The sequence below is a fragment of the Roseovarius tolerans genome (assembly GCF_028885395.1).
GTDB classification, from domain to species: domain Bacteria; phylum Pseudomonadota; class Alphaproteobacteria; order Rhodobacterales; family Rhodobacteraceae; genus Roseovarius; species Roseovarius tolerans.
Window position 1 is genome coordinate 3522501 of the sequence record NZ_CP118494.1, and the last position, 24501, is coordinate 3547001.

23 protein-coding genes, 1 tRNA gene and 1 pseudogene (1 of these 25 cut by a window edge) are annotated in these 24501 nt (G+C 62.3%); 14 read left to right on the forward strand and 11 right to left on the reverse strand.

Annotated features, from left to right (window positions below):
- Together PVU19_RS17520 and cueR are read left to right on the forward strand one after the other, a co-directional pair.
- Positions 1-1948 carry the 3' portion of a heavy metal translocating P-type ATPase gene (locus PVU19_RS17520; RefSeq protein WP_050664357.1) on the forward strand. Its footprint begins 512 nt before the window's first position, so the window shows 1948 of its 2460 coding nt (coding positions 513-2460); its start codon lies beyond the left edge, outside the window; its stop codon occupies positions 1946-1948.
- Positions 1945-2331, forward strand: a complete 387-nt coding sequence (cueR, locus tag PVU19_RS17525) for a Cu(I)-responsive transcriptional regulator (RefSeq protein WP_050664358.1) — start codon at positions 1945-1947, stop codon at positions 2329-2331. The genes PVU19_RS17520 and cueR overlap by 4 nt, the downstream gene beginning before the upstream one ends.
- Before the next feature lie 68 nt (positions 2332-2399).
- Here the strand turns inward: cueR and ggt are convergent, their stop codons facing one another.
- From ggt to PVU19_RS17540, 3 genes are read right to left on the reverse strand one after another with little or no spacing between them, the layout of a single operon-like run.
- On the reverse strand, positions 2400-4166 hold the full coding sequence (ggt, locus tag PVU19_RS17530) for a gamma-glutamyltransferase (RefSeq protein ID WP_050664359.1): 1767 nt from the start codon (positions 4164-4166) through the stop codon (positions 2400-2402).
- A 13-nt stretch (positions 4167-4179) separates the two neighbouring features.
- Complete coding sequence (locus PVU19_RS17535; protein ID WP_050664360.1) at positions 4180-5292, reverse strand: THUMP domain-containing class I SAM-dependent RNA methyltransferase; 1113 nt, start codon at positions 5290-5292, stop codon at positions 4180-4182.
- Between the two features lie 7 nt (positions 5293-5299).
- Positions 5300-6286: a 2-hydroxyacid dehydrogenase gene (locus PVU19_RS17540; protein ID WP_050664361.1), complete on the reverse strand. Its 987-nt coding sequence runs from the start codon at positions 6284-6286 to the stop codon at positions 5300-5302.
- Positions 6287-6389: 103 nt separating this feature from the next.
- Between PVU19_RS17540 and PVU19_RS17545 the strand changes: the two genes are divergently transcribed.
- The gene (locus tag PVU19_RS17545; protein WP_050664362.1) at positions 6390-6890 is read left to right on the forward strand and encodes an SH3 domain-containing protein; all 501 of its coding nucleotides are present in this window, start codon (positions 6390-6392) and stop codon (positions 6888-6890) included.
- An 84-nt stretch (positions 6891-6974) separates the two neighbouring features.
- A tRNA-Gln gene (locus PVU19_RS17550) sits at positions 6975-7049 on the forward strand.
- Between the two features lie 166 nt (positions 7050-7215).
- Here the strand turns inward: PVU19_RS17550 and PVU19_RS17555 are convergent.
- The 6 genes and pseudogenes from PVU19_RS17555 to PVU19_RS17580 all read right to left on the reverse strand — a co-directional run.
- Complete coding sequence (locus tag PVU19_RS17555) at positions 7216-7614, reverse strand: DUF2177 family protein (RefSeq protein WP_050664363.1); 399 nt, start codon at positions 7612-7614, stop codon at positions 7216-7218.
- A gap of 116 nt (positions 7615-7730) precedes the next feature.
- Complete coding sequence (locus tag PVU19_RS17560) at positions 7731-8306, reverse strand: hypothetical protein (RefSeq protein ID WP_235575907.1); 576 nt, start codon at positions 8304-8306, stop codon at positions 7731-7733.
- A 37-nt stretch (positions 8307-8343) separates the two neighbouring features.
- Positions 8344-9470 (reverse strand): IS3 family transposase gene (locus tag PVU19_RS17565; protein ID WP_274789758.1). Its coding sequence is split into 2 segments (ribosomal slippage): positions 8344-9206 and positions 9206-9470, totalling 1128 coding nucleotides; the frame shifts between segments, so codons are not numbered across the junction.
- 27 nt (positions 9471-9497) lie between these two features.
- Positions 9498-10301 carry a glycosyltransferase family 2 protein gene (locus PVU19_RS17570; RefSeq protein WP_338049912.1) on the reverse strand — a complete coding sequence of 268 codons (804 nt, stop codon included), beginning with the start codon at positions 10299-10301 and terminating at the stop codon, positions 9498-9500.
- Positions 10302-10398: 97 nt separating this feature from the next.
- Entirely contained in the window at positions 10399-11199 is an 801-nt protein-coding gene (locus tag PVU19_RS17575) for a 3-deoxy-manno-octulosonate cytidylyltransferase (protein ID WP_274789831.1), read from the reverse strand.
- Position 11200: 1 nt separating this feature from the next.
- A pseudogene (locus tag PVU19_RS17580) lies at positions 11201-11323 on the reverse strand (3'(2'),5'-bisphosphate nucleotidase CysQ); the annotation flags it as partial.
- Positions 11324-11672: 349 nt separating this feature from the next.
- Here PVU19_RS17580 and PVU19_RS17585 point away from each other — a divergent pair.
- From PVU19_RS17585 to PVU19_RS17625, 9 genes are all read left to right on the forward strand, one after another.
- On the forward strand, positions 11673-12194 hold the full coding sequence (locus tag PVU19_RS17585) for an IS5 family transposase (protein WP_160316348.1): 522 nt from the start codon (positions 11673-11675) through the stop codon (positions 12192-12194).
- Between the two features lie 234 nt (positions 12195-12428).
- Positions 12429-13588 (forward strand): IS3 family transposase gene (locus PVU19_RS17590; protein ID WP_152911578.1). Its coding sequence is split into 2 segments (ribosomal slippage): positions 12429-12678 and positions 12678-13588, totalling 1161 coding nucleotides; the frame shifts between segments, so codons are not numbered across the junction.
- Positions 13589-14059: 471 nt separating this feature from the next.
- A complete protein-coding gene (locus PVU19_RS17595) occupies positions 14060-14938 on the forward strand; it encodes a hypothetical protein (protein WP_152911579.1) in 879 nt (292 codons plus the stop codon).
- Entirely contained in the window at positions 14939-15676 is a 738-nt protein-coding gene (locus PVU19_RS17600) for a class I SAM-dependent methyltransferase (RefSeq protein ID WP_050661435.1), read from the forward strand. It abuts the gene before it with no gap.
- A gap of 314 nt (positions 15677-15990) precedes the next feature.
- A complete protein-coding gene (locus PVU19_RS17605; RefSeq protein WP_050661436.1) occupies positions 15991-16974 on the forward strand; it encodes a sulfotransferase domain-containing protein in 984 nt (327 codons plus the stop codon).
- A complete protein-coding gene (locus tag PVU19_RS17610; protein ID WP_050661437.1) occupies positions 16971-18122 on the forward strand; it encodes a mitochondrial fission ELM1 family protein in 1152 nt (383 codons plus the stop codon). Before PVU19_RS17605 ends, PVU19_RS17610 begins: the two co-directional genes overlap by 4 nt.
- A 1-nt stretch (position 18123) precedes the next feature.
- A complete protein-coding gene (locus tag PVU19_RS17615; protein WP_050661438.1) occupies positions 18124-19110 on the forward strand; it encodes a diacylglycerol/lipid kinase family protein in 987 nt (328 codons plus the stop codon).
- Between the two features lie 76 nt (positions 19111-19186).
- Positions 19187-20143 (forward strand): hypothetical protein, encoded by a 957-nt coding sequence (locus PVU19_RS17620; RefSeq protein WP_050661439.1) that lies wholly within the window; start codon positions 19187-19189, stop codon positions 20141-20143.
- Between the two features lie 202 nt (positions 20144-20345).
- Positions 20346-21296, forward strand: a complete 951-nt coding sequence (locus tag PVU19_RS17625; RefSeq protein WP_050661440.1) for a hypothetical protein — start codon at positions 20346-20348, stop codon at positions 21294-21296.
- Positions 21297-21330: 34 nt separating this feature from the next.
- Here the strand turns inward: PVU19_RS17625 and PVU19_RS17630 are convergent, their stop codons facing one another.
- Positions 21331-22440, reverse strand: a complete 1110-nt coding sequence (locus tag PVU19_RS17630; RefSeq protein WP_082237370.1) for a mitochondrial fission ELM1 family protein — start codon at positions 22438-22440, stop codon at positions 21331-21333.
- 162 nt (positions 22441-22602) lie between these two features.
- Between PVU19_RS17630 and PVU19_RS17635 the strand changes: the two genes are divergently transcribed.
- Positions 22603-23532, forward strand: coding sequence for a sulfotransferase domain-containing protein (locus PVU19_RS17635; protein ID WP_050661441.1), 930 nt, complete (start codon positions 22603-22605; stop codon positions 23530-23532).
- Between the two features lie 106 nt (positions 23533-23638).
- Here PVU19_RS17635 and PVU19_RS17640 read toward each other — a convergent pair whose 3' ends face one another.
- Positions 23639-24460 (reverse strand): nucleotidyltransferase family protein, encoded by an 822-nt coding sequence (locus PVU19_RS17640; protein WP_050661442.1) that lies wholly within the window; start codon positions 24458-24460, stop codon positions 23639-23641.
- Between the last annotated feature and the right edge of the window lie 41 nt (positions 24461-24501).

Here is a 24501-nt window from a genome sequence, read left to right on the forward strand (position 1 = left end):
CTTCGTTCTGGAAATGGGTAGCCATGTCATCCCGGGTCTGCATGGGCTGATCGCCGAGACCATTGGCATGGGCGCATCCTGGATGGTGCAATTCGTGCTGACCACGGCTGTTCTCATCTGGCCGGGGCGGCAATTCTATCGGTTGGGCGTGCCGGCGCTGCTCAAGGGCGCGCCGGACATGAACAGCCTCGTGGCCCTGGGCGCAAGCGCAGCCTGGGCCTATTCCACGGTCGCACTCCTTGCCCCCGCGCTTCTGCCCGAGGGCACCCGCGCGGTCTATTTCGAGGCGGCGGCGGTGATCGTCACGCTGATTCTGATGGGCAGATGGCTCGAGGCGCGTGCCAAGGGGCGCACCGGCGCGGCCATTCAGCGGCTGATCGGGTTGCAGCCCAAGACCGCCCGGGTCGAGCGCGACGGCGAGATACGTGATCTGGCGATCGAGGAGGTCACAGTCGGTGATCTTCTCCAACTGCGCCCCGGCGAACAGGTGGCGATCGACGGCGAAGTGACCGAGGGCACATCATATATCGACGAATCGATGATCACCGGAGAGCCCGCCCCGGTGGCCAAGAGCCCCGGCGACACGGTCGTGGGCGGCACGATCAACGGCGATGGCGCGCTCAGCTTTCGCGCCACCGCCGTGGGTCGAGACACGGTGCTGGCGCGAATCGTGGCCATGGTCGAAGAGGCGCAGGGCGCGAAACTGCCGGTACAGGCGCTGGCCGACCGGGTCGTCCGCGTCTTTGTTCCCGTCGTCATCGCCGTGGCGCTGGTGACGGTTGCGGTCTGGCTGATGGTCGGCCCTGCCCCGGCCCTCACCCATGCGCTGGTCGCAGGTGTCTCCGTGCTGATCATCGCCTGCCCCTGCGCCATGGGGCTGGCCACCCCCACCTCGATCATGGTGGGCACCGGGCGCGCCGCCGAGATCGGTGTGCTGTTTCGCAAGGGGGAAGCGCTGCAACGGCTCGACGAGGCGCGCGTCGTGGCCTTCGATAAGACCGGCACACTCACCCAAGGCAAGCCTGCCGTCACGCGGATCACGGTAAGCGCCGACTGGGATGAGGTCACGGTGCTGCGCCTCGCGGCCGCGGCACAGGGCAAATCCGAGCACCCAATCGCCCGCGCAATGGAGGATGCCGCCAAGCAGAAAGACCTGAGCCTGCCAACGGTGGAGAGCTTCCACGCCATCGCCGGTCACGGGATCGAGGCCGATGTCGAGGGGCACAGGTTGCTGATCGGCGCGGCCCGTCTGATGACGAGCGAGGGGATCGAAATCGGCGCGCTTGAGACCGCAGCGCAGGATCTGGCCGAGGAAGGGCAGACCGCGATTTACGTCGCTATCGACGGTCACCTTGCCGCCGTGCTGGGCATCGCCGACGCGGCCAAACCCTCAAGCCGGGCGGTGATCGAGGCGCTGCATGCGCGCGGCCTCAGGATCGCGATGATCACCGGCGACAGCACGGCCACGGCGCAGGCCATCGCGGATGAGCTTGGCATCGACCATGTCGAGGCCGAGGTGCTGCCCGAGGGCAAGGTCGATGCCGTGCGCCGCCTACAGGACCGCTTTGGCGCCACCGCCTTCGTCGGCGACGGGATCAATGACGCCCCTGCGCTGGCACAGTCCGATATCGGCATCGCCGTGGGCACCGGCACCGATGTCGCCATCGAATCGGCGGATGTGGTGCTGATGTCCGGCGATCTGGCGGGGGTGATCAACGCGCTCGACCTGTCGCACCGCACCCTGCGCAACATCCGGCAGAACCTGTTCTGGGCCTTCGCCTATAACGCGGCGCTCATTCCGGTGGCGGCGGGGCTGCTTTACCCGGCAACGGGGCTCTTGCTCTCGCCGATGCTGGCGGCGGGCGCGATGGCGCTCTCTTCGGTCTTCGTGCTGTCGAACGCGCTGCGCCTGCGCGGAGTGCGCCCTGCGATGGAGGCAAGTTCATGAACATCTCTGACGTGGCCCGCGACACCGGCCTGCCTCCCAAGACAATCCGCTATTACGAGGAGATCGGCCTGATCCGCCCGATGCGCGGCGACAACGGGTATCGCGTGTTCCGCGACAGCGACGTGCATAAACTCGCCTTTCTCGGCCGCGCCCGCACGCTTGGCTTTTCCATCGAGGATTGCCGCACGCTTCTGGCACTCTACGAGGATCAGGACCGCGCGAGCGCCGATGTAAAGCAGGTGGCGCAGGACCATCTGGACAAGATCGAGGACAAGATCGCACAGCTGCAATCCATGCAGGCCACGCTTAAGCATCTGGTCCGGGAATGCGCGGGCGACAACCGGCCCGATTGCCCGATCCTGAGTGATCTGGCCAAGGGCTGAGCCCCGGGATGTTTTAAGGCCAGAAGAAACATGACGGGTTTCTTTTTGGTGAAAATACTCAAAAAGCCTCACTCACCGTAAGCAAGCCCCTCGCGGCGGGGATCGGCCCCGCCTTGCAACACCTCCCCGATCTCGATCGCATGCAAGCCCGAGGTCAGATCGCGCAGCGTCACCTCGTAGCCCATGGCGCGCAGCGGCGCGGCGAGGCGCGGCTCTTCCAAATCATAGGGCCCGAAGCGATTGATCAGATGCGGCAGGGCCACGGCCTCTTGCACATCCATCCCCCAATCCACCCAGGCAATGATGGTCTTGGCCACGTAACCAATGATCAAGCTGCCGCCCGGACTGCCCAGAACCAGCACTGGCGCGCCGTCCCGTCGCAGGATGGTGGGCGCCATGGAGGAGCGCGGGCGCTTGCCCGGTTCGACCCGGTTGGCGATCAGACGCCCCTCGTCATGGCTGGCGAAAGAGAAATCCGTGAGCTCATTATTGAGCAGAAACCCCCGCACCATGAGCCGCGAGCCGAACCCATTTTCGATGGTCGTGGTCATGCTCAGCGCATTGCCATAGCCATCGACAATCGAGATATGCGAGGTCGACGGCAACTCGATGGACTGGTCGTCACCCCGGTTCAGCGCGTGATCGAATTCCGGCCTGCCCGGCGCGATCTCTGGCAGGGCATCGTCGCCCCGCAACAGATCCGAGCGCGATTTCAGGTAATCCGAGGCCAGCAGCCCTTTGAGTGGCACCGGCACGAAATCGCTGTCGGCCAGGTAACGCCCACGGTCGGCGAAGGCCAGACGGCTTGCATCGCCAATCAGCCGCCACGCCTCCGGATCATCGGAGCCAAGCCCCGCGAGATCGAACGGCGAGAGCAGCCCGAGGATCTGCCCCACGGTCGAGGCACCCGATGAGGGCGGCCCCATCCCGCAGACCTCATAGCTGTGATAGGGTACACAAAGCGCGGGCCGCTCCTTTACCCTATAAACTGCCAGATCGGTTTCGGTCAGCACCCCCGGATTGCCCGGCGCGCCCTGCACCGTGGCCACGATATCCGCCGCGATCTCACCGGTGTAAAAGGCGCGTGGGCCATGGGTCGCAAGGGCGCGCAACGTCTCGGCATAGGCCGGGTTGCGCAACCGGTCGCCCACGGCGAGCGGTTCCCCCTCGGGCAGGAAATAGTCGCGCGTTGCCGGGAACCGTGCAAGGCGGTCGGCATCCCCCGCCACCAGCGAAGCGAGACGCGGGCTGACTGCAAATCCCTCTTCAGCCAGCCGGATCGCATCTGCGAAAAGCCCCGGCCACGCCGCCTGCCCCAATCTGTCATGCGCCGCCTTGAGGAGCGCTGGCGTGCCCGGCGTGCCCACCGAACGCCCGCCCACCACCGCGTCGAAAAACTCCAGCGGCTGGCCCGACGCGTCCTGAAAAAGGGTCGGCGTGGCATCAAGCGGCGCAGTCTCACGCCCGTCCAATGTCGTGATCTCGCCACTTGCCCCGTCATGCCAGACAAGGAACGCCCCGCCCCCCAGACCGGAGCTTTGCGGCTCCACCAGCCCCAGCACCGCCTGCACCGCAACCATCGCGTCCGCCGCCGTGCCACCCGCGCGCAGCACCGTTGCGCCGGCCTCGACCGCCAGAGGGTGCGCTGCCGCGATCATCCAGTTCTCAGCCTCTACCGGGCGTCCCGCGTCCTTGGCCGCCTGTGCGCGCGCCAGAAGGCCGGGCACCTGCAAGCCCCCTGCCCCGGCCCCTTCCGGGGCGACGGTATCCGCCGCTTGCTGCGCGTGAACCGGAGTGCACAGACCAATCCCCAAGGCCAGAAACAGCGCGCGCATGTGCCAAACCCTCCTAAAGCGGATCGGTGCGCCAGAGCGTCACCTTGAGCCCACCATGCGCCACTGGCGGCCCGGCTGGCAAGAACGGCAACCCGGTGGATTTTGCGAGGCCTGCGTCGCTGGTCACAAGCCCCACGCGCCAACCCTTCATCTCACGCCTCAGAACCTCGCCAAGGCTGGCATAAAGACCGAAAAGCAGCTTGCGATTGCCGATCCGCGCGCCGTAAGGCGGGTTGATCATCACCAGCCCCGGCGGCCCCTCGGGCCGGGTCAGCGCCGAAATCGGCTGACAGGCAAACTGCGTGATCTCTCCCACCCCGGCGCGGGCGGCATTGTCAGTCGCCATGCGCACGGCCCCTGCATCGCGGTCAAACCCGTAAAACCGCAATGGCATCTCGCGCGGCGCAGCCCCGCCTTGCATCGCCGCCCATGCCTGCGCGTCGAACCCCGCCAGATCTTCGAAGGCAAAGCGTCGCGCACGCCCGGGCCGCACCCCTGTAGCGATCTCCGCCGCCTCGATGGGAAAGGTGCCCGAGCCGCACATCGGATCGAGTACCGGCTCGGACCCATCATAGCCGCATTGCCGCAGAAAGAGCGCCGCCAGCGTCTCGCGCATCGGGGCCTTGCTCACGGCCTCCTTATAACCGCGCCGATGCAGGGGCTCGCCCGAGGTGTCAACGCTGAACGTTACCAGATCATCCTCGATCCGCGCCATCAGGCGCAGCTCGGCATCGTCGCGCACCTCCACCCCGAATGCCTCGGTGAGCGCGCCGGTGATCCGCTGAGTCGCCGCCCCGGCGTGGTAGATTTTTGATTTGCGGCAGGTCACCTCGACCCGCAACGGCACATCTGCACGCAGATGCGCGGCCCAATCGAACTTGCGCGCCCGCTTGTCGAGTTGGGCAAGGTGGAACGCCCGAAACGAGCCGATCCGTGCCAGCACCCGCCCGGCCCCGCGTAATTCCAGATTGGCGCGCCGGACATCGGGCCATGTGCCCATGAAACTGACCCCGCCGGGCAGCACGGTTGCGGGGCCGAACCCAGCCTCGCGCGCCTCTTCGGCAAGGGCGGCTTCATGCCCCGGCGGGGCGGCGAGGAAGATCTCGAAAGGCGCGGGCTGGCTCAATGCAGGATCACAGCATCGCCGGCACGACCTGATCGGGCGGGCGGTGGCCGTCGTCAAATGTCTTGATATTTATGATCACCTTTTCGCCCATCTCGATCCGGCCCTCGACCGTGGCCGACCCCATATGCGGCAACAGCACCACGTTCTTCAATTCACGCAGGCGTGGGTTGATCTCGGTCCCGTGCTCGTAGACATCGAGCCCTGCCCCCGCGATCTCTCCGGCGCGCAGCATCCGGGTCAGCGCGTTCTCGTCGATCACCTCACCTCGACTGGTATTCACGATCACCGCCTCGGGCTTCATCAGTTTCAACCGCCGCGCGTTCATCAGGTGAAAAGTCGACGGGGTATGCGGACAATTTATGCTCAGCACATCCATCCGCGCCACCATCTGATCAAGACTCTCCCAATAGGTGGCCTCATGCTCCTCCTCGATCTCGGGACGCAACCGGCGACGGTTGTGGTAATGCACCTGCATGCCAAAGGCCGCCGCGCGCTTCGCCACCGCCTGACCAATCCGGCCCATGCCGAGAATCCCAAGGCGACGCCCCGCGACCCGCCCGCCCAGAAGTGCCGTGGGCGACCAGCCCTGCCATTCCCCCGATTGCATCCGCGCCAGCCCCTCGGGCAACCTGCGGGTGACACTCAGGATCAGCGCCATGGTCATGTCGGCGGTGTCATCGGTCAGCACGCCGGGCGTGTTCGACACCAGAATACCGTGCTGCCGCGCCGTATTGACGTCGATATGATCAACACCCGCGCCATAATTCGCGATCAGCTTCAGCCGGTCACTCGCCTGCGCGATCAGCCCCGCATCGATCCGGTCCGAGAGCGTCGGCACGATCACATCCGCTTCACGCATGGCGCGCGCCAGTTCCTCGCGGCTCATCGGCGCGTCATCCTCGCGCAAGGTGACATCGAACAAGTCGCGCATCCGCGCCTCGACCGGCTCGGGCAGGCGTCGCGTCACGACAACACTCAGGCGGGCAGATGGCATGAAGCGCCTCCTCAAGCTTTCATTTCTCGCACGTTGCTGCCAGAGTGGCGCAGGAAAGAGCGAGGCACAAGAACCCGCTTGCAGATTGACGGGCAGAAATCGAATGGCTGTGATGAAATCACCTGGCTTGGCGGCGCTTGCGCTGGTCCTGTGGCCCTATTGCGCAGGTGCCGGGGACCGCGGGCCAGTGACCAACCTGCCGCTTCCGCGCTACGTGTCGATGAAGGCCTCCGAGGCCAATGTGCGGCGCGGACCCAGCCTGACGCACCGGATCGACTGGGTGTTCAAGCGCCGCGACATGCCGCTGATGATCACCGCCGAATACGGCCACTGGCGGCGCGTGCAGGATCGCGACGGCGCGGGCGGATGGGTGCACTACACGCTTTTGTCGGGCGTGCGCACCGCCATCGTCGAGGCTGAGATGCTCGACATGCTGTCCCGTCCGGAACCCGGCGCAATGGTGGTTGCACGGCTGGAACAGGGCGTGATCACCCGTCTGTCGGAATGCGGCCCGGACTGGTGCGAGGTTTCCACCCAGGGCTATGACGGCTGGGCACCCAAATCGGCACTTTGGGGCGTCGAGCCGGATGAAACGCTGGATTGATTCAGAGCCTCCGGCGACGCTGTCATATTTTTTACTTTCCACTCTTGAACCGCACGAAGGTCCAGAGTAATTAGCGCGGCACGTTGGGGTGTAGCCAAGTGGTAAGGCAGCGGTTTTTGGTACCGTGTACCGTAGGTTCGAATCCTACCACCCCAGCCAAAACCTCCTCAGCTTTAAACCGATGCGGCCCTCGGCGGAAAACCGCGAGGAAAGTGCCCCGATATAGACGCAGCGATATGCTGGAGCGGCGGCGTGAGATGATGGATAAGTGGGAGAGGTTCGTCCTCGGACGCGGCGCTGGCACTTGATGGGCGCGCTTGTCTGACTAACTGATTGCCCTTGCTGCCAAGACCCCGCCCCAAGCCGACACCGCAGTGACTGTCGCGCCCCAAGCCATGTCGGCGACCACCATCGACGGATGCCAGTCGCGCATCACCGTCCAGCTGGTCAGCTCGTAGGTGCCGTAGGCGACAAGACCCAGGATTGCGCCGTTCACGAGCGCGGTGACGGGCGTGCCATCGCGCAGCGCCGGCCAGCCCGCGAACCAGACCACACCGGCCATGTAGATGAGATAGAACAGTACGGCCGGGAGGGGCCGTATACCCTCACGAAGCGTCTCGCCCAAGTGCTGAGCGAAGAGCGGCTTCATGACGGTCGAGAGCATGATCGCGTCGGCGATCAGGAAGATCACGCCGGTCACCAGGACGAGGACGAGAAGGGACATTCGTTTCTCCTTTACAGGGCTCCATGTAGGTCGGCGAGGCAGCCCGTCTAAGACAGCTCATGTTGGCGAAAAAATCCCTGGTCATCGCATCACCGTAGTCATGGGCCTTGGTGTCGTCACAAGACGAACGCGTAAACCACCACCCAGAGCGACAGCATCACCCCGCAGAGCAGGGTATAGACGCCGTTCCACAGCCAACCGACGCGTAGCGCGCTGATGCCGCCGAAGGAGCCGATCAGCAGTGTCGTTGCGGTAAAGGGTGAACTGGCCCCGCTCAATGCCCATCCCGCTGCAAGGGCCACGACGATCGCGGTCGGCGTCACGCCAAGGTTCTCGGCACCGGGGATAAGCGGCGCGAGCAGCGTTACGGCCAGAATCGGGTTCATGCCGAGTTGCCCGGCAAGCGGAATGAGCCAGACAAAGCTCACCAGCAGCAGCCAGGGCGGCAACACTGACAGATCTAGCCCCGCGCGCTGCATCAGCGGCCCGAGCAGGGCTGACCCGACGGTACCGATATATCCCGCCATCATCAAAAGCGTAAGCTCTTCGCGGTAGCCCGGCAGTTCCTTGGTCACATAGTCACCGACCCGGCGCATCACCGACCGCACCGGTGCCTGCGCCCAATGCTGGATCAGCATCCAGACCAGTGCGATCACCGGCACGATGACCACCACCAGCCCGACGATCCGCACCTGTGGTCTGCCCCCACTGAGTGGTCCGTTTTAAATGTTAGTGCATGGTCGGCCTTTGGTCTATCGGAACGATGCTTTCGGGCGCTGGTGGGCGGTATCCCAGAGCGCTGTGCGGTCTGACTGTGTTGTAGTGGCGGCGCCACTTCTCGATCAGAATCTGGGCCTCGCGTAGCGAGTAGAAGACCTCACCGTTCAGAAGCTCATCCCGGAACCTGGCATTGAAGCTTTCGCAGTAGCCGTTCTCCCACGGAGATCCTGGCGCAATAAAGGCCGTCTTGGCGCCCACCGCGCCGATCCAAGCGCGTACCTTTTTGGCGATAAATTCCGCGCCATTGTCGGATCTTATGTATTCCGGCGGACCGCGCAGGATGAACAGGTCGGTCAAGGCGTCGACCACATCGACGGAATTGAGTTTGCGTTTGACGCGGATCACCAGGGCCTCCTTCGTGAACTCATCGATGATATTGAGCGTGCGATATACCCGTCCGTCGTGGGTCCGATCCTGGACGAAGTCGTAGGACCAGACATGGTTTGGGCGCTCAGGTCGGAGCCGGATGCATGAGCCATCGTTCAGCCAGAGCCGCCCCTTCTTTGGTTGTTTTTGCGGGACTTTCAGCCCTTCCTGCCGCCAAATGCGTTCGACGCGCTTGTGATTTACATGCCAGCCGCTGTTGTTCAGCATCCCGGTAATCATGCGATATCCATAGCGCCCAAACTCTCGCGTCAACTCAATGATGTCCTCAGTCAGCCGTTCTTCGTCCGGCAAACCGCAAGGAACCTTGCGTTGTGTCGAACGATACTGTCCGAGTGTACGGCAGGCCCGGCGCTCAGATACGCCAAGGGTCTGCTGCACATGATCAATGCACTGACGGCGACGGGAAGGGCTTAAAAGTTTCCCCGTGCAGCCTCGGCCAGGATCATCTTATCCAGCGTCAGATCTGAAACCGCACGCCTGAGCCGGGTATTCTCGGTCTCCAACTGCTTCAAACGTTTGAGCTGATCCCGGCTCATGCCACCATATTCTTTGCGCCATCGATAATAGGTCTGCTGCGTCACGCCAATCTGGCGCACGGCATCGGCAATCGAGCTGCCTTGCCCCTGCAACACTTCAACCTGCCGCAGCTTCAGCACGATCTCTTCGGGTTTGTCTCTCTTTCCAGCCATCTCTGCTCCTCCTGAAATGGGATAATACTATCCCAGTTGGTGGACCACTTCAGTGGGGGCACTCCACCGGAGCGTGTTACGGTGCAGGTTCTCGCCATGCTTTCGGTAGACGAAACCGGGCTCTTGCAGAAAGACGCAGCGCAAGGTGGGATCCGCGACCAGGTACTTCCAGAGTTTCGTGCGCAGGATCAAATCGTCACCTGCGATATCCTCGTCGTAGCCGCCGATAGCCTCGACGCAATCGGCCCGCAGGACAGTGCCCTGCATGAAAAAGGCCCCGGCGGTGGCAAACTCGATTTCCAGCAGATCATGGCAACTAGCTGTCTCGTGGCCAAAGACGGGATTGCGCACCTCGGCACGAGTGATCTTGCCGGACATGTCCATCTCGGACATCGTGGAATTCCCGACCATCACTAAGCAGTGATCTTCGAGCATAAGGGGCATCTTGGACGAGATGCAGCCCGGCAAGAGCAGGTCATCAAGTGATGTGGGCAGCACGAAGTCACCCGTCGCCGCAGCCAGCGCACGATTCACGTTTCCGGCGATATTGGCCGTGTTTTGCTGGGTGATGAGCGTGGATTGCACATCGCTTTCCGACAACGCCGCTTCGATGACCGCGACATTGTCGTCAGTCGAGCCATCGTCGATGACGATAATCTCCAGCGGCCTGTAGTCCTGGGCCACGATGCTTTCGATTGCGGCCCTTGCGTATTTCGCGTGGTTGTAGGTGGTACAGACGACTGAACACAGACCGGGCTGGCGCGCACATGGGTCTTGAGTAGAAGAGGGGATATATGTCACGGCGTATCTATCCGAATGTCTTTGGGTCACATCACACAGCTTGGGCTGCCGACCTTTAAGTCTTCGTCATGTTCAATGCAAACACGATAGTCTTGTCGTGACGCCCTGCCTCCTATCGGTGAGGCAGTCAGTCCAGTCCCATCTGGCGCATCATCGTTTCGATCTTAGGCACGTCCTCGGGGTTGTTCAACTCCCAGAACTGGCGGTCGCGGGCTTCGACTTCGACGCAGAGTACGGCGCGGCCGTTTTCCAGAAAGCGCAACTGTTCCAGCCCTTCGAGCCCTTCGAGCGGCCCCGGCGCCCAGCCGGGATAGGCGGCGAGCGCCTCGGGGCGGTAGGCATAGACGCCGACATGGTGAAAGACCGGGGTCTGCGCATCGTTGGCATAGGTCTGAGAGGTGAAGGGGACCACTTCCTTGGAAAAGTAGAGCGCGTGGCGGTCGCGGGTGAAAACTGCGGTCGTGCCGCCCACGCGGCCCGCCGCGCGGTCGGCCAGAAACCCGTTGAGCGCCGCGCCATCGCACCGTAGCACCGGCGTTGCCACCTCTGCCGCGGGGTCGGCGCGCAGGCCCGCCACCAGGTCCTCGACGAACCAGTGCGGGGTCAGCGGCGCGTCGCCCTGCAGGTTCACAACGATATCGAAGCCGCCGCCAAGGGCGGCATGCGCCTCTGCGCAACGCTCGGTGCCGTTGGCGCATTCCTCCGAGGTCATCACCACCTCGGCACCGAATGCCTCGGCGGCGGTTCTGATCCGGTCATCATCGGTGGCCACCACCACCCTGTCGACGCCCGAGACCGCGCAGGCGGCCTCCCATGAGCGGCGGATGAGCGACCGGGCCTCTCCGCTTGTCCCGCGCAACTCGGCGAGGGGCTTGCAGGGATAGCGCGTTGATGCGTAGCGGGCGGGGATGGCGATGAGAACGCTCATTTCAGGCTTTCTTGAGGTCGATGCCCGGCGCATGGGCGATGAAGAACGGGTTGGCAAAGCCGTCCTTGCCGTAGCGCAGCGGTGTGTGATCGTCAAAGCGCACCACATGCCCGGCGGCGGCCGCCTCTGTGGTTGCCGCCCATAGTGCAAGAAGTTTCTTGCCGTTCAGGCATGTGATCGAGTGCGAACTTCTGTCAGGCCTCAATGTGCGACATTTCCAGAAGCCGCGGGGCGGGATGATAATCAGCGGATCGGGTCCAAAGCTACTTCTCGAGCTTTCAGCTCGTATTCCAGCACTGGTTTTCCTGATCCGGATCTGTTCGATCGTTTTGCCCATTCAGGCCATCGTCTTCTCACACTCCCCTTTGCACCGTAGCTAGGCAGCACACTCATTAATTCTTGTTTAGGAGCATAAGTTTGTGATTCCCTTTCGCACAAAACCGGGCGGGAGAATGCAAATGGCGCGATCAGATATGAGTGATCCGGAATGGGAGTTCATCAAAGCTGTCTTGCCCAACAAAACGCGTGGCAAGAAACGGGTTGATGACCGCCGCGTGATCAACGGCATGTTCTACGTCTTGCGCACGGGCACCCCTTGGGCTGATCTTCCCAGCGAATACGGCCCGCCGACTACGGTCTACAACCGCTTCAAACGCTGGAGCTATGCGGGTCACTGGGACCGGATCATGGATGCCATAGCCGACGCAAATAACGTGGACACAGTTATGGTCGATGGGACCAGCGTACGCACGCATCATTCCACCACGACACTTAAAAAAGACCCGCGCCACTGTTTAGGTCACTCACGGGGCGGATTAGGGGAAAAAATACATGCGCTTACCAATCAGGATGGTCTGCCGATCCGATATGAATTGACACCCGGCCAAGCCCATGACGTGCCGCCATGCAAGACGCTATTGGACAACTTGCAACCTAGACAAGATGTGCTCGCAGATAATGCATATGACGCGGACTGGATCAGGGATATGATCTAGGAACAGGGGGCTATCGACGTAATCCCTCCCGAGGCCATTCGTAAACTGCACGCCGAATTTGATGCTGAAATCTACCGGGAACTCAACAAAATCGAGCGTTTCTTTGGCAGGCTGAAAGCCTCGTTCCGCCGTATCGCAACCCGATACGAGAACACCTCACGCAATTTGACCTGCCCCCCGAAACTTCCCGCGTTTTAATGTAGAGTTTGCTCAACGTTTCGAAGGAGCAAACAGATGCGAAAGAGCCGTTTCACGGAAGCCCAGATCATTGGGATGATCAAAGAACAGGAGGCCGGGATGCCGACAGTCGAGGTCTGCCGAAAGCATGGTCTGAGCCAGGGCACGTTCTACAAGTTCAAATCGAAGTATGGCGGCATGGAAGTGTCGGACGCGGCGAAACTGCGTGCCATCACTGATGAGAACGCCAAGCTAAAGCGCCTGCTGGCCGATGCCATGCTGGACAACGTCGTGCTGAAGGACCTCCTGGGAAAGAGCTGACAACGCTGATTGAGCGGCGAGAGGCAGCGCTACGCGCGGTGCGGGATCACGATATCTCGCAGCGCCGGGCCTGCCGACTTGTCGGTGTTGATCCCAAAACCGTCCGGCGTGAACGCCCGCCGGACAATCCCGAAATCAGAGAGGTGATGAAAGCCATCGCGCACAAGCGCCGTCGGTTTCGCTACCGGCGGATCGGCGTGATGCTGGAGCGCAAAGGCATGATCATGAACCATAAGAAGCTGTACCGCCTCTATACTGAGGAAAAACTGGGCGTACGCCGAAGACGGGGCCGCAAGCGGGCGCGTGGATCGCGGACACCAATGCCGGTGGCGTTGCGGCCAGGCGAGCGTTGGTCGTTGGACTTCCTGTCCGACACGTTCGGCGCATCTCGCAAGTTCCGCATTCTGGCCGTGAACGATGATTGCTGCCGTGAAAATCTGTGTCTGATGGCTGACACCAGCATATCCGGTGCCCGTGTCGCGCGGGAGCTGGATGCGCTGGTACGTCTCTATGGCAAGCCTGCCAGCATTGTCAGCGATAATGGGACAGAGTTCACAAGCCGGGCAATTCTGAAGTGGGCAAACGACAACGACGTTGACTGGCACTACATCGATCCCGGCAAGCCGCAGCAGAATGCCTTCATCGAGTCATTCAACGGTAGCCTACGGGATGAGCTGCTGAATGAGGAGTTGTTCGACAGCCTGGATGACGCTCGAAGAAAACTGGCGATCTGGCGATACGATTACAACAACGTCAGGCCGCATTCATCTCTTGGGAATGAAACACCTGCTGACGCGCGTCGAGCGCTTGAGCAATTTGAGGGCTCCGCGCCCGACGCGCTTGCCCAAACTGACGACGAAGAATATGAAATCCAAACCCGCAAACTCTCGGTATGAATGAGGGAGCTTCAGGGGGCAGGTCAAATTTTCTTGTCGATGATCAAACTGGCATCGGTCAGGCTGTGGATCGAGTTTCATGAGTCCGCTGCCTAGCAAATGGCGCCCAAGCCCGTGTGAAGACTTGCAGAAATTGGCCTGCAGGACACGCCAAAGACGCACAACCCGGTGCGCCATTCCTCTAATTGATGGCCAAGCACACAATTTTGATGTCGAAACACCGCTGATTACGCTTTATGAGCGCTATGTGCGGCCTGGCTAGTGCGCGAAATCCAGACCTAGCGAGTATTGAAGTGACCCACGGGATCATGCGCCACCTACGGGCCTGCGCCCTACGACCCGACCTGATGAGGACACGCGGGCACAAAACGAATGAAGCTGCGGTAGCCGATGATGATTAAATAGATGCAAACGAAACCATCAATACGATTTGTGTACAGGTCAGGAAAAGAGTCGCAAGGCTCGACCTTCATGCGGTGTTTCCAGCTCAGCGCCATGATCCGGCCCTATCTCGAGGATCGCTTCGACATCGACCTGCTCGAAATGCCGGACGGCAATTCGCCGTTCAAGCAGGTGCTCTGGGCCAGACGCCAGGCACCCAGCACGATTTTCGTCTTCTCCAAGGCCGCCATCAACAAGTTGTTCGCAAGCACGGTCTGGTGGCTACGCCAGCGCGGCAGCCTGATCTGCTTTGACCAGGTCGACAACGATCACGGTTCCACCTCGCGCCTTTATGCCGACATTCAGTTCTGCAGCTCGTATGCCCAGCTGGAAAAGCTGCGCCACCACAAACGGCAAAACCCGCGCTACAAGGGCGAGCCGATGCTGCTCTTGCACAGCTATGATCTGCGGCTCGAAAACTTCACGCCGCGCAAATTGGATCATGCGCGAATGGTCTATTTCGGCGACCCGCGAAACGCGAAACTTGAGGCCGGGATAGAGAAAACCATGGATGTGATCGAGATCTCCGAATCCGACGAGATGCAGGCGGTGCTGCCACGCCTCGCGGGTTACAACCTGCACTATTGCATAAGAAACCAGGACATCGCCGCCCCGCTGTCCTCGAAACCCTTCACCAAGGGCTTTACGGCAGCGGCCTGCGGGGCCAATGTCATCGCGCACCGGCGCACCGAGGATGTCGAGGAATTCCTCGGGTCAGACTACCCGTTTCTGGTTGACGGCGACACACCGGACGAAGTCTTCTCAATGATAGAGCGGGCAAAACACAGCTATGGCGATGCGGATTGGCTCAGGGCGCAATCGATCATGCAAAGCGTAAAGACGCGGGTATCACCCAAGGCGCTCGCGCAACAGATGAGCACAGCACTCAAGGAATTCGGGATAGGGTAAATGGCACTTTTCAAGAAAAAGAAACCGGGACGTCACAAGGAGGCCGGGTTCGGCGAGAATACAGGCACGCATTACCGCAAGGTGTTGGAGAACCTGTTCAAGCTTCGCGCACCGGAATGGTATCTCGAAATCGGCTCGCGCGACGGGCGCTCCCTGTCCTTGTGTCCATGCAATTACATCGCGATCGATATCGAGTTCAAGGTCGAGCACGACACGTTCAACTCCGCGCAGCAGATGATGTTCTTTCAGCAAAGCAGCGATGATTTCTTCGCGTCCGGGTTCCTGTCGCGCAACGACATCACACCGGATCTGGCATTCGTCGATGGCCTGCACCATTTCGAATTCGCCCTGCGGGATTTCATGAATTGCGAACGGAACATGAAACCGGGTGGCCTCGTCTGCCTGCATGACGTCAGCCCCTACAATGCCGCCATGACAACGCGCGATACCGACTACACCAACGTGCTCAAACGTCCCTGGACGGGCGATGTCTGGAAGGTAATCGCGGCCCTTCTGGACTATCGCCCCGACCTCGACATCAACATTCTCAACGCCGAGGCGACCGGCCTCGGTTGTATCGAGAACCTCGACCCGTCCAACAACACCCTGTTTGAACGCTACGATGAAATCGTGAAGAAGTACATCGACGTTGACCTCGCAGAGCTTGGGCCGGAAACGTATTTCGGGCGGTTCTCGTTGACCGACGCAGAGGCGTATCTGGCGCGTCAGGCAGGCTAGCGCCCGGCAGGTCCGCGACCCTGGTCGACCACCGCCCCGTCGCCCTCCGGCGTTGCGGCGCGCTCCGGTGTTCACGGTGCATGTCAGGATGAAACCGTTATTTTTTTGAGGTGGCAAATTCGCGGTGAAATGAGTAATCCACACCGCAAGACAATGCCCGGCCGGATGGACGCGGTGAAACCGAACAGGCCAGTGGCCCTGCGTGACATGCCCGACCCAGACGGCCAAGGGATTGTCACGACACGAGCTGGATGGCACGCAAAAGGCAAGATCGCGGACCGGACCCCGAACCCCGTCCGCCTCTTGATCAGCACATGAACGACACGATACGAATTCTCCGCGCCAGCTTTCCAGAGGCCAGCAAGGTTGTCTGGCGCAAGGCGACCCGCCGCCTGCTCAAGCTCAGGCTCGACCTCACCGGAGCGGATCAGGCCAAGCGCATCCGCGCCGAGCGCTACCAGCGCGGGCGCGAACAATATTCCAGCCTGCAGAAGGCCGACGCCGTGGTGGTGTCCTTCGGCAAGAGCGGGCGCACCTGGCTGCGGGTAATGGTCTCGCGCCTCTATCAGCAGGTCTATGACCTGCCCGAGGATACGCTGATCGGCTTCGACAATTTCCACAACATGGATGGCCGGGTGCCGCGGCTGTTCTTCACCCATGACAACTATATCGGCGACTATACCGGCCATACCGACAGCAAGGTCGATTTCTACGACAAGAAGGTGCTGCTGATGGTGCGCGACCCGCGCGACGTCGCGGTCTCGCAGTTCTTCCAGTGGAAATTTCGCATGCCCGCCGAGAAAAAGGCCCTGAACGACTATTTGCCCGATGGCGATGACAGTTCGATCTTTGACTTCGTGATGCACGATGGCGGCGGGTTGCCCAAGGTCATCGAGTTCATGAACATCTGGGCCCGCGAGCGTGACAACCTGCGCGCGCTGTCAGTGATCCGCTACGAGGACATGCGCGCCAATCCGCATGATACGCTGACACAGGTCGCGCGCTTTCTCGACATCCCCGCCGATGCTGCGCGCATCCAGGAGGCGGTCGATTACGCCTCCTTCGAGAACATGAAAAAGAAAGAGGCCGACAGCAGCTTCCGCATGAGCGGCGCGCGCGTGGCCCCGGGCGACAAGAGCAATCCTGACAGCTACAAGACCCGCCGCGCCAAGGTCGGCGGCTTTCGCGACTATTTCGAGGATGACCAGATCGCGGCGATCAACGCGCTCATGGCCAGGACCCTCGACCCCGTCTATCGCTACGACGCGGACGCCACAGCCGACAGCAAGGCAAAATGACGCCGCGCGAAACATCCCCTCGCATCTGGCGGGTTCTGGGCGACAAGAAGGGCGATAACAGCCAGGTCGAAGTGATCGCCGAGGCGCTTGAACAGACGCGCGGCTGGACGTCGGACCTGCGTCACCTTGAGATGCTGCCGGAATACGTCAAGGGCAAGCCGCGCGTCGCGCCCACCCTGCACCATATCGACCGCGCACGCAGCGACGCTCTGGAGCCGCCCTGGCCCGACCTCATACTGACGCGAGGGCGTCGGCCGTCCAATGTCGCGCTCTGGATCAAGGAACAATCGGGCGGGAGCACGCGTATCGTGCTTCTGGGCAAGCCCGCGGGCTGGCTGTCGCATTACATGTCGCAGTTCGACCTGATCATCACCAGTTCCGAAACCCTGCCCCCACCCTTTGCCAACGTCATGCAGATCGACCTGCCGCTGATGCAGATCGGGGCCGACCGGCTCGCGACGGGGCGCGCGGAATGGCAGGGCCGACTTGACGCCCTGCCCCGCCCCCTTGTGGTGTTCCTGATCGGCGGGCCGACCAGCCCCTATGTCTACAACTCCGAGGCCGAGACCCGCCTGCGCACGCGCATTGCACAGGTTCTGGCGCGAGGCGGCACGCCCTATCTCGTCGGCTCACGGCGCACGCCGCCCGGGTTTCTGGATCGCCTGCAAGCGGGATTCCCCGACACCCTGCGCGTTTTCGACTGGGCCCGCCCCGAGGGCGAGAACCCCTATACCGGCCTCCTTGCCCTCGGCGATCGGTTCATCGTGACAGGCGACAGCATCTCAATGCAGGTTGAGGTGGCCCGGCTCGGCAAGCCGCTAGAGATCCTGCCCCTGCCCTTCGGCTGGCTGGGGCGGCTCGACGATGCGCGGCGGCGGCTCGCGGCGTGGATGTTCCAACCCGCGCGCGACGATCACACCTTCGAGACCGCCCGCCTTGCCATGGCGCGCGGGCTCTATCATCTCAGGCTGATGCAGCAAACCCGGCATTTCCCGCGCTTCCACCAGATCCTGATCGACCGGGGTCTGGCCAGTTGGGCCAGTGACGCCGAGGCGGACACAGCCCCCGATCAACCGATCCCGACGGCCAGCGCGGATGACGTGACCCGCATCCTCGCCCGGATCGACCCGCTCTTGCGCGGGGTGTGACATGACCCATCCCAACATCTGCGTCATCAGCAACCCGACCAGCGGCAACAACCGCAAATGGCAGGCCCGGATCGAGGCCCGCCTCGCCAGCTACGACCATGTCCGCCACCATGTCACCCGCTCCCCGCAAGAGGCCGAGGCGCTGGTTCCGGAACTGGCGGCGATGCAGCCCGACGTGGTGGTCATAAATGGCGGCGACGGGACCATCGCGGCGGCGCTTGGCATGATCCTCGATCACTGGGTCCCCGATCGCCTGCCCCTGATCATCGTGCTGCCCGGAGGCACCGCGAACATGACGGCGGGCGATATCGGCACAGCGTCCTCGCACCGCCGTGCGCTCAAGCGGTTCTTTGCCTGGCTCGACCGGGGCGCACCGCTCGACGGCGATATCCGCGAGCGTCACATCATGCGCGTCGACGGGGCCGCCGACGGGCAGGTGCGCTACGGCATGTTCATGGGAACCGGGGCGATCATGCAGGCCACGAAATTCGCCCATAGCGAGGTGCATTCGCGCGGCCTAGGCGGCGAAATCAGTCTCGGGATGATCCTGATCCGCTCGGTCTGGGGGCTGATCCGTCAGGACCCGAAGTTCTACCAGCCGACCCATGTGGCCATGCGTATGACCGGCCCGGACGGCACTCAGATCAGCCGCGACGAAGCCCCGATGCTGATCCTCGTGGCCAGCACGCTCGAACGGCTGTTTCTTGGCATCCGACCCTTCTGGGCCAGCGAAAAGGCCCCCATCGGCCTCACCACGATCCGTGGCGGCGCCGCGCGCTTTGCCCGCGCCTTCCCGTCGGTGCTGCGCGGGCATCCGAACCGCCATGTGACGGCGGAAAACGGCTATGAGAGCTTTCGCGCCGGGCAGATCGCACTCCGCTTCGAGGGGGAACTCAACCTCGACGGAGAGCTGTTCGCCAGTTCCGGCCCCGATGCCCCGCTCGTGATCACCGCCGAGGGACCATTGCGCTTTCTGCGCCCGCGCTAGGGCGCGGCGCTTGTTTGCCGGCCCGCCCCGGGCCTATAGAAGGCAGGTGATTTTTCATGCAAGGCACACGCATCCCATGACTGGCCCGCAGACACCGGCAGAGTATCCCACCCCGGACGGCCCCGATCTTGAGACCTCCGCCCCCCTGCGCGTCTTGGTCACGGCGCTGCAAGAACGCTTCGGCGACGGGCTCCAGGCAGTCATCCTCTACGGCTCCTGCCTGCGCAGCACCGACCTTCTGGATGGGCTCGTGGATTTCTACGTGCTGGTCGAGAACACGCCGCGCGCCGAACCCCGGCTCTGGCTACGGCTTGGCGGGCGTATCCTGCCGCCCAATGTCTATTACCTCGAAACCCCTCTGGGCGATCAGACCGTGCGTTGTAAATACGCGGTGCTGAGCCTTACGCAATTCGAGCGCGGCACCGGACCGGGCTGGTTTCATTCCTATCTCTGGGGGCGCTTTGCGCAGCCCGTGAAACCGGTCTGGTGCGACAGTCCCGCCACTCGCGCCCGGCTGCACGCGGCCTTTCTGCGCGCGGGCGAAACCCTGCTGCGCCGCGCCATCCCGGCGCTGCCGCCCGAGGGACGACTGTCGGACCTGTGGCGAGGGGCCTTGGCACTCAGCTATGCCACAGAACTGCGCGCCGAAAGTCAGGGCCGTGCCGCCGAACTCGCCGGGCATGGGCAGGCGTTCTTCGGGGCGCTCAGCCGCTGCCTCAAGCCGCGCCTTGGGGGGCTCCTTGAGATCGAGACATATGATGGCACCCCGCACTATCGCAGCCACGCAAGCCGCCCCGCCCGCCGCCTTGCCCCGATGCTCTGGGCACTGCGGCGGGTGCAGGGCAAGGCGCTCTCGGTGGCGAGGCTGATCAAGGGGCTGTTCACCTTCGAAGGCGGGCTCGATTACCTCGCCTGGAAACTGTCGCGCCATTCCGGGCAAGAGGTGGTGATCCCCGACAAGGTCCGCCGCCGCCCGCTGATCCATATCTGGGGCTTCATGCGCCAGCTTTATGCCCGGGGTGTTTTTCGCTGACCCGGCGTTTGCCGCAAGACCCACGCAAGAATCCGCGCACAAACTGAAACACAATGACAGTTTCACGACGTTTTTCGGCTTTTACGTGATCCAGATCAAAACCGTCAGGTGTTCAATTGTGTTCCTGAGACATGGCGTCTGCCGGAATTCTCCTGTATAGAGCGCCGCAGAAAAAACAAAATCGAGGTTGCGGATACACATCATGAAACACGCCGTATTCATCCAGTCAAACCACAAGCAGATCGTCGGCGCGATTGCCGCAGAGCACGCGCTGCGCCGCTATTCCACCAACAACGACAAGTTCGAGGTGCATATCGTCAACAGCCGGGACTACCCGTTCTTTCTGGCCCGCGAAGGCCAAGAATACATGCGCGACGGGGTCAAGCGGGTTTGGCTGAACGAAGACCTGCAATCTTTCACCCCCACCCGCTTCATGCCGCCCGAACTGATGGGCTATGAGGGGCGTGCCGTGGTGATCGACCCCGACGTGTTCGCCTGCGCCGATATCTGGGAATTGCTGAATCGTGACATGAAGGGCAACGCGATCATGGCGCGCATGCGCTCGGGCACCAAGGGCCTGATCGACAAGGCCTATGCCAGCTCGGTGATGCTGCTCGACTGCGCCCAGCTGACCCACTGGAAGGTAGAAGAACAGTTCAACGCGATGTTCGACGGTGATCATGACTATTCGCGCTGGATCGGTCTGCGTAACGAAGACCCCAGCAAGATCGAATTCATCGAGAACGAGTGGAACGATTTCGACAAGTTCAACACCGACACCAAGATGCTACACACCACCCGCCGCAAGACCCAGCCGTGGAAGACCGGCCTGCCGGTCGATTGGCGCCCCGCAGAGAAATTCCGCCTATTCCCGCCAGCGGCGTGGGTGCTTCGTATGCGTCGCAAGATCTTTGGCGAATACGGCCTGATGGGCAACTACAAGGAACATCCCGACAAGAACCAGGAGAACTTCTTCTGGGGACTGGTCAAGGAATGCGTTGAAGAGGGCAAGCTCACCGAAGAGTTCCTGCGCAAGGAAATGGAAGAAAACCACGTCCGCCACGATGCGCTTGAGATTCTCAAGAATGTGCCAGACCTGCCCGCAGGCACCGCGCATCCGCTGAGCACCGGTAATCTGGCCAAGGCGGCCTGATCAAGACATGGGTGCGGGCCCAGGCCCGCGCCGATCAAAACAGCGCGCGAATCCTGTCGCTCGCGTCCTGCGCTCCGCCCGATGGGTCGGGGCGCATTTCTTTTGCCCATCCCTCGCCCTGCGCCACCAGTTTTGGGGCCTCGTCGAGCCAGCGCGCCCGCCCGTCGCGCACCAATGCATCCTGAATGCGCGCGATGTCCCGCCGCATCCGCACCGGCGCAAGGCGCATCGCCAGCGCATGGCTCAGCGGCTTGTGCCGCAAATTATGGGGATGGCTCCACCAACTGCCCGGCGAATCACCGGGATCGAAGATATAAAGCGGCCGCCCAAGGCTCGCCGCCTCGGCCAGCATCGACATGCTTTCGCCGGTGACGACAAACCGATCCGCAAGGCCCAGAAAGGCGGAATAGGGGTTCCCCTCTGAGCCCACGCGTTCATGCCACCAATAGGTTTGCGCAGGCACGTGGAGCGCGTCGCAAAACGCCTGCGCCACGGCAGGTGGCGTGCGCGGGCTGCCGGTGACAAGGGCCGCACCCCCGCTTGCGCCGACCAGCCGGTTAACCCCCTCCGCCAGACGGCGCGCCTTGGCAGGGGTGAAAACGAACGGCCCGCTATCCCCCCCGATGAGAACCGAGGTGAAGGGGCGAGGCAGTTGCGCGAGCATCGGCCTTGCCAGTTGCGCGGCGTCATCGACGCGCGCACGGGTAAACCGGTGCATCGGCAGCGGATTGACCAGGATGTTGGGCGCAGGGTCGAGGAAATATTGCGGCGTGCTGACAATCAGGTCGTAGCAGTCAGGCGGGGCCCAGGGACGCCCGACATGCACCAGCCGCACGCCGCCGCACGCTTGTCGCCTGATCCAGCGCGCGACCGGCTCGTTGCGACGCCCGGCGCTGATCACCAGATCCGGCCATGGCGACCCAAGGGGGCTCGACGCCTGCCGGTCAATCCCTATCAGCGTAGTTCCCAACAGCAGATGCGGCAGCAATTCCCAACTGCGCGCAAGGATGCGTTTCTCCTCGAACGGCCATTCCAACGCCTCGGCCAGCGCCAACACCTGCGTGTTGTCGCCCGCCTTACGCCCCAGCAGGCACCAGACCTTTGCCGGTTTCACCGTTCCGTCCTTGTCCAAAGCCTCACTCATTTTCGCTATTGCGGACCACGCCCGCCATCCTGCCCTGTTGCGCGGTCAATGCCACAAATTTCAGCCTGAAACAGCCACGCGCAAAATTACCCATACAAACCCGGAGCGATACCCTCTAAGAGCAGGGGATGAAACCCTGACCCAAGACCAGATTGCCCGCCCATGTTCAACGTCTCCTATCGCGAGGCATCGGCCGTTGCCACGCGCCACCTGATCCTCACCGCCTTGTTCTTTCTGCCCAAGGCCAAAAAGATCGCGTTGGAACGCCGCCTGCGCGGCAAACAGGAATACGCGTACCTGCAAGAGGCCGACTGGGCGCTCGTGTCATGGGGCAAGAGCGGGCGTACCTGGTTTCGGGTGATGCTGTCACGGTTCTACCAACTGCATTTCGGGCTCGACACCGATTACATGCTGGAGTTCGACAATTTCCATCAGATGGATCCAAAGGCCCCCAAGGTGCTGTTCAGCCATAACAACTACATCCGCGACTATCTCGGCGCATGGGACAATCTGGATTATTACAAAGGGCGAAAACTGGTCCTGCTGGTGCGTGATCCACGCGACGTGGCGGTGTCGCAGTATTTCCAGTGGCGCTACCGCATGCGCCCGCGCAAGAAGGCCCTGAACGTCTATCCGGCCCATGGAACGGATGTCGACATCTTCGATTTCGTCTGCAATCGCGATTGCGGTATTCCCCGCATCGTCGAGGCGTTCAACACCTGGGCCCGCTCGATGCCGGCATTGGGTGATGACGTGCTGCTTGTTCGCTACGAGGATTTGCGTCGCGACCCCGCCGAGGTGCTGCGCCAGGTCGTGGCCTTTACCGGAACCGAAGGCAGCCCCGAGCATATCGAGGCCGCCCGCGAGTATGCCGATTACGAGAACATGAAAAAGCGCGAGGCCAAGAAGGACGGCATGCGCGGCAGCGGTCAGCGGGTCAAACCCGGCGACACGGCGAACCCCGATTCCTTCAAGGTCCGGCGCGGCAAGGTCGGCGGCTACCGCGACTATTTCACGCCTGAGCAAGTGAAGATTGTCGATGCGATGGTCAATGACGCGCTGGACCCGTCATTTGGTTACAACGCTCCCTGACGGGGGCTGCGACGCGGTTGCTTTGCGCGCGGCTGCGTCAAACTGATGTCAGCTTCGGGCCAACTACCCCACCACACAGGTCAACGCTCACGAAAGTGGGGACCGATCAGCCCACGCCCGGTTCAGCCTGCGCCCCCTGCGCCGAAGCTTCCTTGCTGTAACGCTGAACCAGCAGGTAATCCGACACCGAATCCACATCCACCGAGGCATGCGCATAGGGCAGGATCACCACACCGATGCGCAGCCCGACCCGGCGCGACAGACCTGCGAGCGCCGCATCGAGGCTCAGCCACCCCATCTTGTAGCGCAACAGGGCCCAAAGCCCCAACAGGCGAATGACCACCAACGGCTTCTTGCGGTCCTTTTCGACCTGCCGCCAGAAATCGGCAACGCGCCGCCCGTCCGCCGTCAGAAAGGCAAAGAGGTTGCAGCCGCAATACCCACCATCCCGGAATCTCAGAACCGTTTTTTTGAGATCGGGATAGGTCTGACGGACCAGATCATAAGGGGCGAGACCGACGACAACGTCGCAGCCCGATTGCGCGCTGTCGCGGCAGAAATGATCGACGATCTCGCCGGTCAGCAGCGGATGATCAGCGGTGGTGATCAGAACCGGTTGGGATTCTGGAAACCGGCCCAGCATGTCATAGGCGCTGGTGCTTGGCGAGGGGCCGGGCGGGGTCCAGTCGATACGCTTCTCGTCGATGAGGTCGACAAGCCCGGCATCGCTCTTGACGCAGGCCGCGGTGGGGCCACTCAGATGGATTGAGCCAATGGACGCCGCATCGTCCAGCGCGTTGATCACACGCCGGATCATGATCGTTCCATCTATATCGAGCAACGCCTTGCAGGCGACACCGGTTTCATCGCGCAGCGGATCACGATCGGCTCTCTCACCGGCTAGAATTACGGAGGTAAAGTCTTTCACGGTCTCACTTTCTTAGCGGCTGCGATCTTGGTCTGCTCTCG